The organism is Rhizobium chutanense (assembly GCF_002531935.1).
GTDB lineage: Bacteria > Pseudomonadota > Alphaproteobacteria > Rhizobiales > Rhizobiaceae > Rhizobium > Rhizobium chutanense.
In genome coordinates, this window is record NZ_NWSV01000021.1 from 48,192 (window position 1) to 64,551 (window position 16,360).

The window sequence follows — 16,360 nt, forward strand, 5'->3', positions numbered from 1 at the left end:
TCCTCGATCGTCGATGCGCTTTCGCTGACGCATGCAAAAAAATTCCCAACCCGGTCATCAAATTGAATCCGTTCATGGAATCCGTCAGGCCCGCACCTACGCTGAACTTGAGCGCGCCGGGTGCGCATTGACTCGTTTTCGCTTTAAGAACAAATAGAGAACATAATTCCATTTCTCAAGTCGAAAACGGGTTGCCGTAAAGGAGATCATGACCACAGCCGCCGCCAGTTCGAACTCCGTTCTCAACGATCTGCGCGAGAAAATCGCCAGCTTGGAAGGAGCCGGCTTGCGCTCTCGCAGTGCGCTGCCATTCGGGGTTGGTGCGATCGATGCGCAGCTGCCGGGCGGCGGATTGGCCTATGGCGCGCTGCACGAAGTGGCAGGCGGTGGAAACGGCGCGATCGACGGGGCGGCTGCCGCTCTCTTCATCGGCGGCATTGCTGCCCGCACCACCGGCAAGGTCGTCTGGTGTCTCACCCGCTTCGATCTCTTCTTTCCGGCGCTCGCCCAGGCCGGGCTTCATCCTGACCGCGTCATTTTCGTCGAGTGCGACAAGGAAGAGACGGTGCTCGCCAGCTTCGAGGAGGCACTGCGGTATGGCGGCCTTGGCGCCGTCGTCGCCGAACTGGTGCGCCTGCCGATGACGGCATCGCGCCGTCTGCAGCTGGCTGCAGAGAAATCCGGGACATTGGGCCTGGTGATCCGCCGCTGGCGCCGGCAGACGGAAGCCTCGGACTTCGGCATGCCGACGGCCGCGGCGACCCGGTGGCGCATTTCGGTGCTGCCGTCCGAGCCTCTTCCGGTTCCGGGTGTGGGGCGCGCGCGATGGCTGGCGGAACTTATGAGGGTCAGAGCAGGGGAGGGAGGCGATTTCATTATCGGAGCATGTGATGGCCAGGGTCGTATCTGTCTTTCTTCCGACACTGCCGACCGACCGGATCAGGCGGGCCGATCCTTCGCTACCGGTTGAAACGCCGCTGGTGGTGATCGCCAGGAGTGGTTCGAAGCGATGGATTGCCGCGGCTGATCAGGCAGCGACCAAACTCGGCCTTCGTCTTGGCACGCCGGCGGCCAAGGCGCAGGCATTGGTCCAAGGCCTGATGATGATCGATGCGGATCCGGCGGCCGACCTCGCGGCGCTGGAACGGCTGACGCTCTGGGCCTTGTCGCAATATTCGCCTGTCGTCGCCATGGATGCTCCCGACGGCATCGTCATGGACACGGAGGGCGCCGACCATCTTCAGGGTGGCGAAGAGCTGATGCTGTCGGGTCTCGTCAATCGCTTGCGCGGTCGGGGTCTCGCAGCGCGAGCGGCGATCGCCGATACTTGGGGTGCAGCGCACGCGCTCGCCCGGACCACGGATCGCGAGACGATGATAATCCCGCGCGGCCAAACGGCCCGGGCGGTGAACCGCTTGCCCTTGTCGTCGCTGCGACTGCAGGGGGAAACTGTGGCCAGCCTCCGCACCCTCGGCTTTGCCACCGTCGGCGATCTCGCCGCCACTCCACGTGCGCCGCTGATCCTACGCTTCGGGCCGGAAGTTGCACGGCGTCTCGACCAGGTGTTCGGCCGACTTGCCGAGCCGATCGATCCGATCCGTCCGGCGGAACTTGTCGAGGTACAAAAATCCTTCGCCGAGCCGATCGGTGCGCCGGAGACGATCGAGAAATACGTCACCCGCCTGGTGCGCCAACTCTGTCTGGAGCTCGAGACGCGCGGGCTCGGCGTTCGACGCGCTGACCTCATCGTCCACCGCGTCGATAACACCATGCAGGCGCTCCGGGCCGGCACGGCCAAGCCGGTCCGCGATATCGCCTGGTTGACCAAACTCCTCCGCGATCGCATCGAGAGGATCGAGCCTGGCTTCGGCATTGAGAAGCTCAGCCTGGCGGCGATCATCGCCGAACCACTGATCGAGACTCAGTCGGCATCCTCGCTGATCGAAGAGCAGATCACCGACGTGACGCCGCTCATCGATGTCCTCGGCAACCGCGGTGGCCAGCGGATTTTCCGTGTCGCCCCCGTCGCAAGCGATGTTCCGGAGCGCAGCGTCCAGCGGATCGCCCCGACAGCCGACGAGGACGGCGCCACCTGGCCGCTGCATTGGCTGCGTCCGCCCCGGCTTCTGGCGCGGCCGGAACCGATCGAGGTGATTGCGCTCTTGCCGGATCATCCGCCGGTCTCCTTTACCTGGCGCGGGAAGCGGCGCCGGGTAAAGCGTGCCGACGGCCCGGAGCGAATTTTTGGAGAATGGTGGCAGCGCAGTTCCGAATGGATCGCAGTGCGGGACTACTTCCTCGTCGAGGATGATGCCGGTGAGCGCTTCTGGATTTTTCGATCCGGTGATGGTGTCGATGCGGACACCGGATCGCACACATGGTTCCTGCACGGAGTGTTTGCGTGATGCGCTACGCCGAGCTTCAGGTCACCACACACTTCTCGTTCCTCCGCGGCGCAAGCTCGGCCGAGGAACTGTTCGCGACCGCAAAGCTCATGGGCATCGAAGCGCTCGGCGTCGTCGACCGCAACAGCCTGGCCGGCATCGTCCGGGCGCTGGAGGCGTCGCGCGCCACCGGCCTCAGACTCGTCGTCGGCTGCCGGCTCGATCTCCAAGACGGGATGTCGATCCTCGTCTATCCCACAGATCGCGCCGCCTATTCGCGGCTGACACGGCTGCTGACCTTGGGGAAGAGCCGGGGAGGGAAGGCGAAGTGCATCCTGCATCTTGATGACGTGGCGCTCTATTCCGAAGGCCTTATCGGCGTTCTCGTGCCGGATATGCCGGACGACGCCTGCGCCGTACAGCTCAGGAAGATGGCCGAGGTCTTTGGCGACCGCGCCTATGTCGCGCTCTGCCTGCGCCGGCGCCCGAATGATCAGCTTCGACTGCATGAGCTGTCGAACCTGGCGGTCAAGCAGCGGATAAAGACAGTCGTCACCAACGATGTGCTGTTTCATGAACCCGGTCGGCGCCAGCTGCAGGACGTCGTCACCTGCATCAGGACCCGTTCCACCATCGACGATGTCGGCTTCGAGCGTGAGCGGCACGCCGATCGATTTCTCAAGCCGCCGGAAGAAATGGCTCGCCTCTTCCCCCGCTATCCGGAAGCCCTGGCGCGGACCATGGAGATCGTCGAGCGCTGCAGGTTCTCACTCGAGGAACTCGTCTATCAGTATCCCGAGGAGGCGCTGATTCCTGGCATGACAGCGCAGCAGTCGCTTGAGCATTACACCTGGGAAGGCGTCAGCACACGTTATCCCGAAGGTCTGCCTGATCATGTCGAGAAGACCATCCACCATGAGCTCGCTCTGATCGAGACGATGCGCTACGCACCCTATTTCCTGACCGTCTTTTCGATCGTCCGGTTCGCCCGATCGCAGGGCATTCTCTGCCAGGGCAGGGGATCGGCCGCCAATTCCGCCGTCTGCTATGTGCTCGGCGTCACCTCGATCGACCCGGACACCAATGATCTGTTGTTTGAGCGGTTTGTCAGCCAAGAGCGTGACGAGCCGCCCGACATCGATGTCGACTTCGAGCACGAGCGGCGCGAGGAGGTGATCCAGTGGATCTACAAGACCTACGGCCACGACAAGGCGGCGCTTTGCTCGACCGTCACCCGCTATCGCGCCAAGGGCGCCATTCGCGACGTCGGCAAGGCGCTGGGCCTGCCCGAGGATCTGATCAAGGCGCTCTCCTCCGGCATTTGGTCCTGGTCGGAGGAGGTGGGCGGGCAACATGTGCGCGACCTCGGCCTCAATCCGGACGATCGGCGTCTCGCTTTGACCTTGAGACTCGCCCGGCAACTGATGGGCGCGCCGCGCCATCTCGGTCAGCACCCCGGTGGATTCGTGTTGACGCACGAACGTCTCGACGACCTGGTGCCGATCGAGCCCGCGACTATGGTCGACCGGCAGGTGATCGAATGGGAAAAGGACGATGTCGAAGCTTTGAAAATGATGAAGGTCGACGTGCTGGCGCTCGGCATGCTGACCTGCATGGCCAAGGCCTTCGCGCTGATCGGCAAGCATAAAGACCAGGATCTCGACCTCGCCACCATCCCGCAGGAGGATCCGGCGACCTATGCGATGATCCGAAGGGCCGACACGCTCGGCACCTTCCAGATCGAATCTCGCGCCCAGATGTCCATGCTGCCGCGCATGAAACCGAGGACCTTCTACGATCTCGTCATCCAGGTGGCGATCGTCCGCCCCGGCCCGATCCAGGGTGACATGGTGCATCCGTATCTGCGCCGGCGCGAAGGCAAGGAGAAGGTCGAATATCCGACACCCGAACTGGAGGCGGTCCTTCACAAGACCCTTGGCGTGCCGCTGTTTCAGGAGTCCGCGATGAAGGTGGCGATGGTCTGCGCCGGGTTTACCGGCGGCGAAGCCGACCAGCTCCGCAAATCGATGGCGACCTTCAAGTTCACGGGCGGCGTTTCGAGGTTCCAGGACAAGCTTGTGAACGGGATGATCAAGAACGGATATTCGAAGGAGTTTGCGGAGAAGACATTTTCGCAATTGGAAGGCTTCGGCTCCTACGGCTTCCCCGAAAGCCATGCCGCCTCCTTCGCCCTGATCGCCTACGCCTCGAACTATGTGAAATGCCATTTTCCGGAGGTCTTCTGCACGGCGCTCCTGAATTCGCAGCCGATGGGATTTTACGCCCCGGCGCAGATCGTCGCCGACGCCAGGAAGCACCGCGTCGAAGTCCGGCCCGTCTGCATCAACCGCTCGCGCTGGGACTGCACGCTGGAGAGGATCCATGACACCGACCGGCATGCCGTTCGCCTCGGCATGCGCCAGGTGCGCGGATTGGCGACCGCCGACGCGGCGCGCATCGTCGCCGCTCGCGCCGACGAGCCCTTCGCATCCGTCGACGACATGTGGCGGCGCTCGGGTGTACCCGTCGCCTCGCTCGTCGAGCTTGCCGAAGCCGATGCCTTCCTGCCATCCCTCTGTCTCGAGAGGCGTGATGCGCTCTGGGCAATCAAGGCGCTACGCGACGAGCCGCTGCCGCTGTTTAGCGCTGCGGCGGAGCGGGAGGCCCGGGCGATCGCCGAGCAGCAGGAGCCGGACGTCGAGCTCAAGCAGATGACCGAGGGTCACAACGTCGTCGAGGACTACAGCCACACGGGTCTTACGCTTCGCCAGCACCCTTTGTGTTTCCTGCGAAGCGACCTCGTGAAGCGTCGGATCGTCACCTGTGCCGAGGCGATGACAGCGCGTGACGGGCAATGGCTGATGGCGGCCGGCTTGGTGCTGGTGCGCCAGCGGCCGGGCTCGGCCAAGGGCGTGATGTTCGTTACCGTGGAGGACGAGACCGGTGTGGCGAATGTCGTCGTATGGCCAAATGTCTTCGACCGGTCGCGCCGGGTGGTGCTCGGCGCCAGCATGATGGCGATCAACGGCAGGATCCAGCGGGAAGGCGAGGTGGTCCATCTCGTCGCGCAGCAGCTGTTCGATCTCTCGACCGATCTGTCGAGCCTTGCCGAGCGCGATGGGGCGTTCCGGCCGCCGACCGGCCGCGGCGACGAGTTCGCGCATGGCACCCCCGGGAGTCCGGATTCCCGCGAGCGGCTGGTGCCGGGTGTCCGGCCGCGGGATCTATTCGTGCCGGATCTTCATATCGACACGCTGAAAATCAAGAGCCGGAATTTTCAGTAGGGGAGAGTTCGAATGGCGATCACTAATCGTCAGGGGAGAACACATCATCGGTGGACGACTATTCCGCCATCAGTTTGCAGATCCCCGCTATCAGTCACCGTCCATCGCTGGTACGAGCGCTAGAATACTCCGCGCGCGGTTACGGACCGGTTCGTCGACCATGCTGCCGTCGACCGATGCAGCGCCGTCTGCTGATGTAAGGACACGGCGTGCCCAGGCAACTTCCTGCTCGGACGGCAGAAAGGCATTTTTGACAACCGACACTTGCTTGGGATGGATACACAGCTTGCCAGTCATGCCGAGAGACCGGGCATGCTCTGCGTCATCACGACTGAAAGCGTCGTCGTCCAGTTGCAATGTGACGCCGTCGATGGGGGCGGTGATAGACGCCAAGCGCGATGCGAGTACCAGTTCCAGGCGGACAGGTAGAAGGTTTTCACGCAGATGGACCATGCCGATATCGACACAGAAATCCACCGATCCGAAAGCGAGGCGCCGCACGCAGGGTGTGGCTGCAAGCATTCTTGCAGAGGCCAGTCCCTGGGCGGTTTCTATCAGCGCGATGAGGGGAACCCCAACCGCATCTCCCACAGATTGGACTGCCGAGGGGTCGCCTGATTTAGGCAGCATGACGGCCGCTGGCGCAAGCGCGGCGACCGCCGCTACATCAGATACGTGCCACGGCGTTCCGTGGGCGTTGATCCGGACGATAATCGGTAGATCAGTGAATTCGGCAGTCAAGGATGCGCGTGCAAATTCCTTCCTCTCGACGGCAACCGCATCTTCAAGGTCAAGAATTACGGCGTCGGCCCCTGACGAGGCAGCCTTGCCAAACCGCTCAGGTCGATCCGCCGGGACGAATAATGGCGCCCGAATTGTTGAAAGGTTCACCATTGTGCGCGCGCTTCCGTCGTTATTGGGCCGTCGGCGCAGCGGTTTCATAGCCGTATGCCGTCGCCGTCCTGACTGCGTTTATTGTAAAATCGTCGATGTGGAATGGTGGGGCGAAACTCTGGAGGTCAAATTGCCGGGCACCGTCCGCAAATGTAAGTAGTGAACGAACTAGCATCGATGTCTGCCCTGGAAAGCGTACATCTCTCATGCCGGAGAACTTTGCTCGGAAAAAATTGACCGATCGCATTGTGTTGATCCTTTGGCCGGGTTGCGCCCTGTCAGGTTCGCTCAGCCAGCTGGAGAGGCATTGCCGAATACTTATTTGACACAGTCACCAGTGTAAACGCGCATAGGCAGCAATAAGATATAGCTAGATCCTATAGCCACGATATGATCGACGTGGCTCCCCTAGCCGAGGCGGTCGAGGCATTCTCAATGCCGGATATTACGGTAGAGGGAGGACGACCGTGTTAGACTCGATGAAAGGCCTTATTTTCGTTGCTGCGCTGGCGACTGCCAGCTTTGCGACGCCTGCTCTGTCCGAGGATAAATCCTCTGCAGTCAGCCAACTTCCGGCAGATCTTCAGGAAGCCTATGTCGGAGTAGATCCGGAGCAGCCGATCGGCGACTCCGCCTACAGGGACTACAAGCCCAAGAACGGCCCTCCGTGGAAGATCGGATACGCCAGCTCTTACTCTGGCAATACCTGGCGCGCCGAAGGCATGAAACGTCTTATGGAGAAGCTGCTGCCGGAGTACAAGAAGGCCGGTTTGGTCAGCGAAGTGATGGTAACGCAATCTGACCTCAAGGACGCTGTTCAAATCCAGCAGATACGCCAGCTGGTCGATCAAGGTGCCAACGCAATCATTGTTTGCTGCTCAAATCCGGTAGCTTTGAATGGCGCTGTCGAGTATGCCTACAAAAACGGCGCCGTCGTCTTTTCGTATTCCGGTTATCTGACGTCTGACAAGGCTCTGAGCGCCTCTGCGAATTACGCCCAAGGCGGTTATGAAATCGCGAAAGCACTGATCGAGGAGGTTGGCAGCAAGGGCAATTTCTTGCTTGTATCCGGCATCGCCGGCGCGGCCTCGTCCGAGAGCTTCGACACCGGTGCAAGACGTGCCTTAAGCGAATTTCCTGACGCAAGGTTGGCCGGTCAGGTTTTCGGCAACTGGACTGATCAGGTCGCGCAGACCGAAGTACAGAAGTTTCTCGCCACCCATCCAGGCGAGATTGATGGCATCATCGCGCAAGGTTCCCAAGAGACAGGTATTTTGAAGGCCGTGCTGCAGTCTGGACGCGACGTAATGCCTATTTCGTTGGCTGGTTCCGCCGGCGCAGCCTGCTATCTGAAGCAGCATCCCGGCTGGATCAGCCATGCCTTTCAGATCTGGCCTCCAGGTGACGAGATGGAGCTGGGGTTTAACGCGGTTATCCGTACGCTCCAAGGGCAGGGACCGATCATTCAGTCAATCCTTCGCCCCGTCTATCGCGTGTCAGCGGAAGATTATGTGAAGAGCCTGCCCGAAGACTGCTCCGTGGACTCTACGGACTATATCCAGCCCGGGATAGAAACATGGTTCCCGAGCGAGCGCGCCGACGGTTATTTCCTTCGCCCGGCCGACCCACTCGCCGCTCCCGCTAAATAAACGCCTCTTGTGATGCGGCGCTCCAGCTGTCTGGGGCGCCGAGATTCAGTAGAAAGACTTTCGATACCAGAATTCCGGGTCTGGGTTTAACCAATACCATCTGCGGTCCTGTCTGCCGTCGTGATCGACATGCTTCTGCTTGCTGTCGTCGGTGGTGGCTTTGTCGGTGTGGAACATGCCAGTCTCGTCACTGCGGTGGCTGACCTGGCGATCATTGGGAACTCGCTTCAGGGCGGTTCCGGGAGGTATGGCGCATCGACCATCGGCTTGTGTTCGTGCAAAAGCGTTCCTCATTTCTGATAGGGATGGGGCTCAGCTACGGCTCGCAACAAAGCATCTTTGGTCTGCTGATCCGGCGATAGTTGCGCTGCATGCGCGGGCGCCGCTCGTTCGCTACGAGATCTGACAATGATCCACGACTTGAAATGAAAAAGGGAGAAGAGGCATGAATACTCACACATATACAAACCAGTTGAAGATCGACTTCGATGGTCCTTACCTGATGACCATCGGCGGCCGACTTGTCGACGCGCCGAACACATTCGAGGTCCACAATCCGGCAACCGGCGCCGTCGTCGCGAATGCGCCCGAAGCTTCGCGCGAGCAGGTCGATGAGGCTATCGCGGCTGCGAAGGAGGCCCAGCCCGGTTGGGCCGCCTTAAGCTGGGAGGAACGTCGGGATTACATAACGGCCTATGCGGATGCATTGGATGCCAACAAGGAAAGCATCATCACACTGCTGACGACGGAGCAAGGCAAGCCGCGGCATTCCATGGCCACCACTGAGGTGGACTATGCGATCTTTTGGGTGCGTGAGGTTGCCAAGCGCGCACTCCACGAAGAGATCATTGAGGATACTCCAGATCATGTCGTCAAAATCGTGCGTTCGCCGCTCGGCGTCGTAGGTGCCATCACGCCGTGGAACTTCCCGATCTTGCTCGGCCTCTGGAAGCTGGCACCGTGCCTGATCACCGGCAACACCATAGTTATCAAGCCCTCTCCCTTCACCCCGTTGGGTACACTCCGCTTCGGTGAAATCGCGCAGAAAATCTTCCCGAAGGGCGTTGTCAACGTCGTATCGGGCGGCAACGAACAAGGCGTCTGGCTAACGGATCATCCTTCCGTGTCAAAAATATCGTTCACGGGCTCGACGGCAACGGGCAAGAAAGTTATGTCGGCCGCCGCGCTTTCGAACTTGAAGCGCGTCACGCTAGAGCTCGGCGGAAACGATCCGGCGATCGTCATGCCCGGTACGGACTACAAGGCGCTGATACCGACCTTGTTCGATGCGGCCTTCGGCAACTCTGGGCAATGGTGCATTGCGGTCAAGCGTCTCTACGTCCACGAGTCTCTTTACAAGGATTTTCTGAAAGACTTCGTGGAATACGCCTCTGCGAAAGTCGTCGGAAACGGAATGGATCCTAGGACTGACCTAGGGCCGATTCAAAACAGAATGCAGTACAACAAGCTTCTGAACCTGTTCGCAGACGTCAAGTCCAAGGGTTACAAGGTCCCCCTCGGCGGAACGATTGATGAAAGCCTCCCCGGCAATTTCGTTCCCATCACGATCGTCGACAATCCCCCGCGCGAAAGCCGCATCGTTCGTGAAGAACCCTTCGGTCCGATCCTTCCTATCATTTCATGGAGCGATCTCGACGAAGTCATTCAGGACGCTAACAATACCGAGTTTGGTCTGGCGGCATCGGTGTGGGGACCTGATCGAGATGAAGCGATCCGTGTCGCTCATCGCATCGAGGCGGGTACGGTCTGGGTCAACGAAATCCACATTCACGGCATCGACATCCCTTTCGGCGGCCATAAGCAGTCTGGAATGGGAGTCGAGAACGGACGGGAAGGTCTCGAAGAGTTTACCAACGCCAAGACATACATGTTCAGGAAGTGAGTTTTCCCGCAGCAGCGCAAGCAATGAGGGTTTGACGGGAGGCGATCCGGTCGGCTCCCTATCGCTTTGACAAACTGACAGTCTGGTCACAGGCTGTTCAGATCGCTTCGCGACACACACGATTACTGGCCGACGCGGCGTTATTGACTTAAGAGAAATCAATAGCGGACTTGGGAGGTAGTTGTGGACGTTCGTCAACTGAAATATCTCATTGCGATTGCCGAAAAGCGATCCTTCGCGGCAGCTGCCGAAGCGCTCGGCATGGCTCAGCCGTCACTGTCGGTTCAGATGAAAAATCTGGAGCACCGTCTGGGGACCGAACTCTTCGTGCGTTCTCCGCGAGGGGTGACGTTGAATGAAGCGGGAGAGGTCCTGCTCCTGCATGCCGGTCAGATTCTCCATGCTGTTGAGGTGGCCACGAATGAGGTCCGCGAGGCCGGACGAAACCCGTCCGGCCCCGTCATTTTCGGGTTTCCTTCTTCCGCCTCGATGGTGCTGTCCGTTCCCTTGGCGGAAACGATCAGGCTCGAATATCCAGACATCAGGCTTCGTGCAGTCGACGCTATGAGCGGGTTCATCAAGGAGTGGCTGGAGGAGGAAACAATTGATCTAGCGCTTCTTTACGAGACGAGCGGCCTGGCTAATGCTGAGGTGAGGACTCTGCTTCACGAGGAGCTGTATTTTTATGCCGCGCCGGATTTGTGGCCATTCGACAGCAGCCTGGCTCAACCGGTGACGCTTTCCAGCATCCAAAACATCGAGTTGGTCCTACCCTCGAAATCGCATGGCTTGCGGATGCTCATCGATCAGCACTGTAAGCAGGCTGGTGTCACGCTCAATATCGTCGTGGAGATGGACTCTCTTTCCCAGATCAAGTCGCTCGTTTCCAGGGGCAGCGCGTGCACTATCCTCGCACCCGCCGCAGCTAACGATAGCGAGACGCGTGGAGAATTGATCGGCGCGCCAATCGTAGATCCGGTTATATCGCGACCTGTTTATCTTGTCCGAAACCCGAAACGGATGCGGACAAAGGCATCGGCAGTCGTCGAGAAAGCCACAATCGACGTTGTGCGCGAACTCGTCGAACGAAATATTTGGCGCGGCAGGCTGGACGCTGGTGCGTTGCTCGAAGGGCAATAGCCTCTGCCTATATCGGATATTGTCATACTCTAATTGTCGGGTATCCCATTCTTGGTCTAGTTTTCGGTGGTAGGCGGAGGCTTGTGGGTCGAGGGGGAGGTTAGCCTCGGGCATATATCTCGGCTTTGAGCTCAAGGCTCGAGGCGATCATATCATCTAATAATTACGACATCGGCGAGCGGTGGGCGGAACGTCAGGAGCTCAGGGTTGATACTGGCATCCGCTTCGCCAAAGGCTTTTGTTCTGCACTCGAAGCGCGGAGTCGCGCTTGAGCAGATAAAGTGATGCGGTTGCCGGCAATGGCTCGCAACGAACCCGGATAGAGAACATGCGTTTGAGAGATAAGACAGCATTGGTGACCGGCGCGGCATCCGGATTCGGCAGAGCAATAGCTCGCCGCTTTGCAGCCGAAGGGGCGAACGTCGCGATCGTGGATCTTAACAGTCCGGCCGCTCAGACCGTTGCGGCGGATATCGGCGGTTCGGCTATGGCCGTGAAATGTGACGTATCGAAGGGCGATCAAGTTGCCGAAGCGGTTGCTGCGGTGATCGACCGCTTCGGAAAAGTCGACATAGTGGTCAATAATGCAGGCTGGAGTCACAAGAACCAGCCTCTGATGGAGGTGGACTTCGCAGCATTCAAGCGGGTCTACGAGATCAATGTCGATTCCATCTTCCATGCGACAAAGGCGGTTGTCCCGCATTGGCGAACAATCGGCGGCGGTGTGATGATCAACGTGGGGAGCACCGCCGGTATTCGCCCTCGTCCGGGGCTGAGTTGGTACAACAGCTCAAAAGGTGCTGTGAACTTGATGACGAAGACGCTGGCTGTCGAGCTTGCCCCCGACGGTATCAGGGTTTGCGGATTGGCCCCAGTCATGGGCGCAACGGCTCTGCTGGAGACGTTTATGGGCCTGCCGGATACGCCCGAGAACCGATCTAAGTTCCTCGCTTCAATTCCGCTCGGCCGTCTCTGCGAGCCGGAGGACATGGCAAATGCTGCACTATATCTCGCATCCGACGAAGCCTCGTTCATAACTGGCGTCATCCTGGAGGTCGATGGTGGCAGAACAATTTAGGGACCAGGCGTCATAGCGGATCACCCGCAGGGGAAGTGCCGAACGTAAGGCTGCGAGCGCGGCTGACCGAGCACAACACACGACACGGCGGATCTAACATTCATCCACGGGAGCGATCGCGCCCCTGGTGTGGAGGATATTGCTGTTCGCAACATGAGCACAGGACATCTTTGGGAGGTGTATGATGTCGTACTTTAAATCCGAATTGGACGGCCAGTTAGAGCGGACCGTTGTTGACTACAATCGTGGTACACTGAGCCGTCGCGACTTCATGAGAAAAGCGATGGCGTTGGGTGTCACGGCCGGCCTCGCCGGTGCACTCGCGACGTCGTGGTCGGGTAAGGCGATCGCTCAATCGACGAAGACGGCCGCGAAACCCGAAGGAACATACGATTATATCGTTATCGGTTCGGGATCTGCAGGTGCTGCCTGCGCGCATCAGCTTGCAAAAAGCGGCGCAAGCGTATTGGTCCTCGAAGCTGGACGAGCCGACGATCTCGAGGAGGTCCACGATAGTCGATTGTGGGCTGCGGCGCTGGGCACTGACGCAACGAAGTGGTTTGAAACCACCCACCAGAAGTATGCGGACAACCGTACGCATCTCTGGCCCCGCGGGAATGTCCTTGGAGGAACGTCCTGTCTGAATGCAATGATTTTCGCCCGTGGCCATTCCTCCGACTATGATAGTTGGGCCTACGAGGGCAACACCGGCTGGTCGTTCAAAGATGTGCTGCCCCATTTCATGGCGCTGGAAACTTACGAGCCCGGCGGTGAAAATCGCGGGAAAAGCGGACCCTTGTTTGTCTCTCAACCTGCGGATGGCAAGAAGCATCCGGGCGCTCAGGCGTTCATGAATGCTTGCTCAGATCTTGGATACGTGGAAACGAAGAGCATCAATTCAGACCGCATGTCGGGCCAGGCATGGGTCGATTTCAATATCAAGGACCAACGCCGCCAGTCATCCGCCGTTTCGTTTCTTTATCCGATCCGCGAGCAGAAGAACGTCACAATCCTGGTGGAGGCGCCTGTCATCAAGATCAATTTGACTGGCACCAAGTGCACGGGCGTAACCTACTTGCATGATGAGACGCCCGTGACTGTCAACGTGTCGCGTGAGGTCGTGGTGTCCGCCGGAGCAATTGACACGCCAAAGCTGCTCATGCTTTCGGGAATTGGCATCGCCGGTGATCTAAAAGCACTCGGGATCGAGACGGTTGCTGACCTCCAGGTCGGCGTTGGTCTCCAGGACCATATTCTCGGGGCAGGACCGAACTGGGAAACCAAAGGGCCGCTGCCGGTGTCCAACTATAATCATTCCGAAGTCTACATGTGGGAGCGCTCCGACAGCCGTTTGCCAGCTCCAGACACGACAGTGCTCTACGTCTCGGTTCCTTTCGCCTCGACGGGGCACAAGCTCGACTACAAGGATGGCTATTGCGTTCTGTCCGGCGTGAACCGTCCTCATTCACGAGGCTGGCTTAAGCTCCGATCGGCAGACGCCATGGATGCGCCGATAATTGAAGCCAACTACCTCAAGGAAGAGCAAGACTGGAGAGCGTACAAGTGGTCGACGGAGCTTGCCCGTGAAATCGGCAATAGCGACGCCTACAAGGATGTCCGCAAGCGCGAGGCTCTCGTGCCAGTGAGTGGCAGGATGAATGATGCGGAGATGCGGCAATATCTCGCCAAGTCGGTGAATACTTTCTTCCATCCAACCTCGACATGCCGCATGGGTGTCGGCGATGGCGCCGTGGTTGATCCTGAACTGCGCGTCTACGGCATTGAGGGCCTGCGCATCGCCGACGCCTCAATTATGCCGTCCATCACGACATCCAACACAAATTGCCCGTCGATGATGATCGGGTGGAAGTGCGGAGACATGATGGTCAAGTCGGCATAGACCCGAGAGAAGCCGCAGGGACGAGGGGTCTCATGCGGCTTTCCTTCCACAAGGAGACACACTTTGGTGACGAAGTCTGCATGGTCGCTATGGATCGGCCTGGCGATATCATTAGGGTCTGGCCCGACGTTCGCTGGGGATATTGCAAAGGGGGAGAAGTTGTTCGGAAACTGTCTTGCGTGCCACAGGCTCCAAGGCGATGACGGGACGACCATCCGCAAGGGCGGGCGAGCCGGTCCGAACCTCTTCGGAGTGGTCGGTCGCCTTGCCGGAAGCGCACCGAGTTATGAATACAGTGAGGGACTTCAAGCCCTCCAAAAAAGTGGCCAGGTTTGGTCGAAGGAATCCCTTACCGCGTTCGTCGTCAACCCGAACGATTTCCTGAGCGTACAGCTCGGGCCAGGTCATACGAGCAAAATGCCCTTCGCCCTCCCGGACGGGGCAGCCGACATCGCGGAATATCTCGCAAACGTCGCCACGATCGGGAGATAAGGCAAGCCGGCCGCCGAAGCATTAACAAACGGAAGTTTTCTCGGATCGGCTAAGAGGCGTGCGGGGCCAATTTTTCCCGCGTGCCTATCAGGCCCAGTCCAGTATCCGGCCGCCTCTATGCTCAACGAACAGAGTCGGTGCCTCCGCCATCGGTACCGGTTTGGAAGTGGCGAGATCTTCAGCCATTTTTTGCAACGCCTTGATATCGAACATAGGCAGACCGGACCGGCGAAGGTCCTCAACGAGGTCTTGTCGCGCGGGATTCACAGCAATTCCGACGTCAGTCACGATTGCATCAATGTGTTCGCCCTCCGTGCAGACAGTCCTCACGGAGGGTACGATCTTTGCGAAGCCGCCTCCCGTGAGCTCTGTGGTGACGATGCTTAACTTGGCACCTTGGGCGGTATCCGGATGTCCGCCCGGTCCGCCGAGGATGCGGCCGTTCGCACCGTTCACGACATTAACGTTGAAGGCGCAGTCGACCTCCGCTGCGCCTAGCAGCATAACGGAAAGCCCGTTGACGACTGGTGAGGGATGAATTGGGCTTGCATATTCGGCAGCGGTCATCATTCGATGCCTTGGGTGCACGGCCGACGATGCCACTGCGGCGCTATCAAAACATTGAACGTCCCTGATCTCCTCAAAAAGTCCATTCTGGAGCATCGCGACATGTGCGCCGGTAATTCCCCCTGACATGAAAGATCCACAAACACCGGCCTGTGACATTCGTTCCCCAATGATCGGCACCGCGGCTAGCGAATATCCCCCTGCACCGCTTTGGAGTGAAATGCCCTGCTTCAGCAACCCAGAGGCTTCTATGAAATCGGCCGTTAGACTGGCAATCTTTCGAGCAGTTGGTGATAAGGATGGTATTGTCGTGCCCGAAGAAATCCCGCTCACTAGACCGGGACTGTCGTATTGCACAACAGCATCAACGAAATGAGCGGGGATGTCGATCAGCGCCAACGGGGCGTTTCTCAGTTCATGAGCGACCACAATTGTGGTGCGCGCGTAAGCGGCGTCGACTGCCGCATATCCGAGTGGGCCACAGGCCGCTGCTCCGATCCTGCCGGTCGCGTTACCGTCACGGGTTGCGAGCGAGGCGCCAACGAACGCAACGTCAATTTTTAGCTGATGAGACGAGATCGCTCGCGCTCTACCCCCGTGCGATTGAAGCAGGGCAACGCCCTGGAGCTTACCTTCGCGGATCACCTCCGCCACGGGCCCTCGAATATAATCCGTGATGACGTTCGCGACGGTGCCGTCCTCGATCAATGAGGCCAATGGCGCGTGAGTATTAAAAATGGAACTCGCCGCAATTGTCAGCCCCTTGATGCGGCGCCGGCTCGCAATCGAAAGAACAGCGTTCAGCAGCCGGTCCCCGTCGCGATAATGATGGTGGAAGGAGAGCGTCTGACCATGCGTGATTGAGAAAGCATCAAACGCAGCCTCAAGGGTGCGGAGACTTATGCAAGAGCTGCTACGGTCCCTCTGCTTGCCTTCTCTGATGTCGGCATCTGGCCCAGTCACCGGGAAAAGCGCTCCGAGAGGTGATGTGATGGGCCAGCGGGTCAGACTTAGTCTTGCTGTATTGGACATGGGTATCTCGTGGTGCTGATAAACTCGGTCTCATCAT

Annotated in this window: 12 protein-coding genes; 9 read left to right on the forward strand and 3 right to left on the reverse strand. The window is 59.2% G+C overall.

From position 1 onward, the window contains the following. The first annotated feature begins 208 nt into the window (after nucleotides 1-208). From CO666_RS24360 to CO666_RS24370, 3 genes are read left to right on the forward strand one after another with little or no spacing between them, the layout of a single operon-like run. Entirely contained in the window at nucleotides 209-970 is a 762-nt protein-coding gene (locus tag CO666_RS24360; RefSeq protein ID WP_097614721.1) for an ImuA family protein, read from the forward strand. After that, nucleotides 891-2,405, forward strand: a complete 1,515-nt coding sequence (locus CO666_RS24365; protein WP_164740516.1) for a Y-family DNA polymerase — start codon at nucleotides 891-893, stop codon at nucleotides 2,403-2,405. Before CO666_RS24360 ends, CO666_RS24365 begins: the two co-directional genes overlap by 80 nt. After that, nucleotides 2,405-5,668 carry an error-prone DNA polymerase gene (locus tag CO666_RS24370; protein WP_097614722.1) on the forward strand — a complete coding sequence of 1,088 codons (3,264 nt, stop codon included), beginning with the start codon at nucleotides 2,405-2,407 and terminating at the stop codon, nucleotides 5,666-5,668. The genes CO666_RS24365 and CO666_RS24370 overlap by 1 nt, the downstream gene beginning before the upstream one ends. Before the next feature lie 90 nt (nucleotides 5,669-5,758). On the opposite strand, the gene CO666_RS24375 is transcribed toward CO666_RS24370, so the two are convergent. Continuing rightward, nucleotides 5,759-6,562: an HpcH/HpaI aldolase/citrate lyase family protein gene (locus tag CO666_RS24375; protein WP_097614723.1), complete on the reverse strand. Its 804-nt coding sequence runs from the start codon at nucleotides 6,560-6,562 to the stop codon at nucleotides 5,759-5,761. A 479-nt stretch (nucleotides 6,563-7,041) separates the two neighbouring features. On the opposite strand from CO666_RS24375, the gene CO666_RS24380 reads away from it, so the two are divergent. Continuing rightward, nucleotides 7,042-8,211, forward strand: a complete 1,170-nt coding sequence (locus tag CO666_RS24380; protein WP_097614724.1) for an ABC transporter substrate-binding protein — start codon at nucleotides 7,042-7,044, stop codon at nucleotides 8,209-8,211. Nucleotides 8,212-8,256: 45 nt separating this feature from the next. Here CO666_RS24380 and CO666_RS34915 read toward each other — a convergent pair whose 3' ends face one another. After that, complete coding sequence (locus CO666_RS34915) at nucleotides 8,257-8,388, reverse strand: hypothetical protein (protein WP_280951824.1); 132 nt, start codon at nucleotides 8,386-8,388, stop codon at nucleotides 8,257-8,259. A gap of 268 nt (nucleotides 8,389-8,656) precedes the next feature. On the opposite strand from CO666_RS34915, the gene CO666_RS24385 reads away from it, so the two are divergent. From CO666_RS24385 to CO666_RS24405, 5 genes are all read left to right on the forward strand, one after another. After that, a complete protein-coding gene (locus CO666_RS24385) occupies nucleotides 8,657-10,114 on the forward strand; it encodes an aldehyde dehydrogenase family protein (protein ID WP_097614725.1) in 1,458 nt (485 codons plus the stop codon). A 183-nt stretch (nucleotides 10,115-10,297) separates the two neighbouring features. Next, the gene (locus CO666_RS24390) at nucleotides 10,298-11,254 is read left to right on the forward strand and encodes a LysR family transcriptional regulator (protein WP_097614726.1); all 957 of its coding nucleotides are present in this window, start codon (nucleotides 10,298-10,300) and stop codon (nucleotides 11,252-11,254) included. Between the two features lie 328 nt (nucleotides 11,255-11,582). Then, a complete protein-coding gene (locus CO666_RS24395; RefSeq protein ID WP_097614727.1) occupies nucleotides 11,583-12,332 on the forward strand; it encodes an SDR family oxidoreductase in 750 nt (249 codons plus the stop codon). Nucleotides 12,333-12,516: 184 nt separating this feature from the next. Further along, nucleotides 12,517-14,232 carry a GMC family oxidoreductase gene (locus CO666_RS24400; protein WP_210202065.1) on the forward strand — a complete coding sequence of 572 codons (1,716 nt, stop codon included), beginning with the start codon at nucleotides 12,517-12,519 and terminating at the stop codon, nucleotides 14,230-14,232. Between the two features lie 66 nt (nucleotides 14,233-14,298). Continuing rightward, nucleotides 14,299-14,724: a c-type cytochrome gene (locus tag CO666_RS24405; RefSeq protein ID WP_097614771.1), complete on the forward strand. Its 426-nt coding sequence runs from the start codon at nucleotides 14,299-14,301 to the stop codon at nucleotides 14,722-14,724. 87 nt (nucleotides 14,725-14,811) lie between these two features. Here the strand turns inward: CO666_RS24405 and CO666_RS24410 are convergent, their stop codons facing one another. Continuing rightward, a complete protein-coding gene (locus CO666_RS24410) occupies nucleotides 14,812-16,323 on the reverse strand; it encodes a citrate lyase subunit alpha (protein WP_097614728.1) in 1,512 nt (503 codons plus the stop codon). Nucleotides 16,324-16,360 lie beyond the last annotated feature (37 nt).

Excerpts from the sequence above, each read along its gene's own strand:
- CO666_RS24375 (WP_097614723.1), bottom strand. The coding sequence starts at position 6,562 with ATGGTGAACCTTTCAACAATTCGGGCGCCATTATTCGTCCCGGCGGAT.
- CO666_RS24370 (WP_097614722.1), top strand. The coding sequence starts at position 2,405 with ATGCGCTACGCCGAGCTTCAGGTCACCACACACTTCTCGTTCCTCCGC.
- CO666_RS24395 (WP_097614727.1), top strand. The coding sequence starts at position 11,583 with ATGCGTTTGAGAGATAAGACAGCATTGGTGACCGGCGCGGCATCCGGA.
- CO666_RS24410 (WP_097614728.1), bottom strand. The coding sequence starts at position 16,323 with ATGTCCAATACAGCAAGACTAAGTCTGACCCGCTGGCCCATCACATCA.
- CO666_RS24365 (WP_164740516.1), top strand. The coding sequence starts at position 891 with ATGGCCAGGGTCGTATCTGTCTTTCTTCCGACACTGCCGACCGACCGG.
- CO666_RS24400 (WP_210202065.1), top strand. The coding sequence starts at position 12,517 with ATGTCGTACTTTAAATCCGAATTGGACGGCCAGTTAGAGCGGACCGTT.
- CO666_RS24385 (WP_097614725.1), top strand. The coding sequence starts at position 8,657 with ATGAATACTCACACATATACAAACCAGTTGAAGATCGACTTCGATGGT.
- CO666_RS24360 (WP_097614721.1), top strand. The coding sequence starts at position 209 with ATGACCACAGCCGCCGCCAGTTCGAACTCCGTTCTCAACGATCTGCGC.
- CO666_RS34915 (WP_280951824.1), bottom strand. The coding sequence starts at position 8,388 with ATGTTCCACACCGACAAAGCCACCACCGACGACAGCAAGCAGAAGCAT.
- CO666_RS24380 (WP_097614724.1), top strand. The coding sequence starts at position 7,042 with ATGAAAGGCCTTATTTTCGTTGCTGCGCTGGCGACTGCCAGCTTTGCG.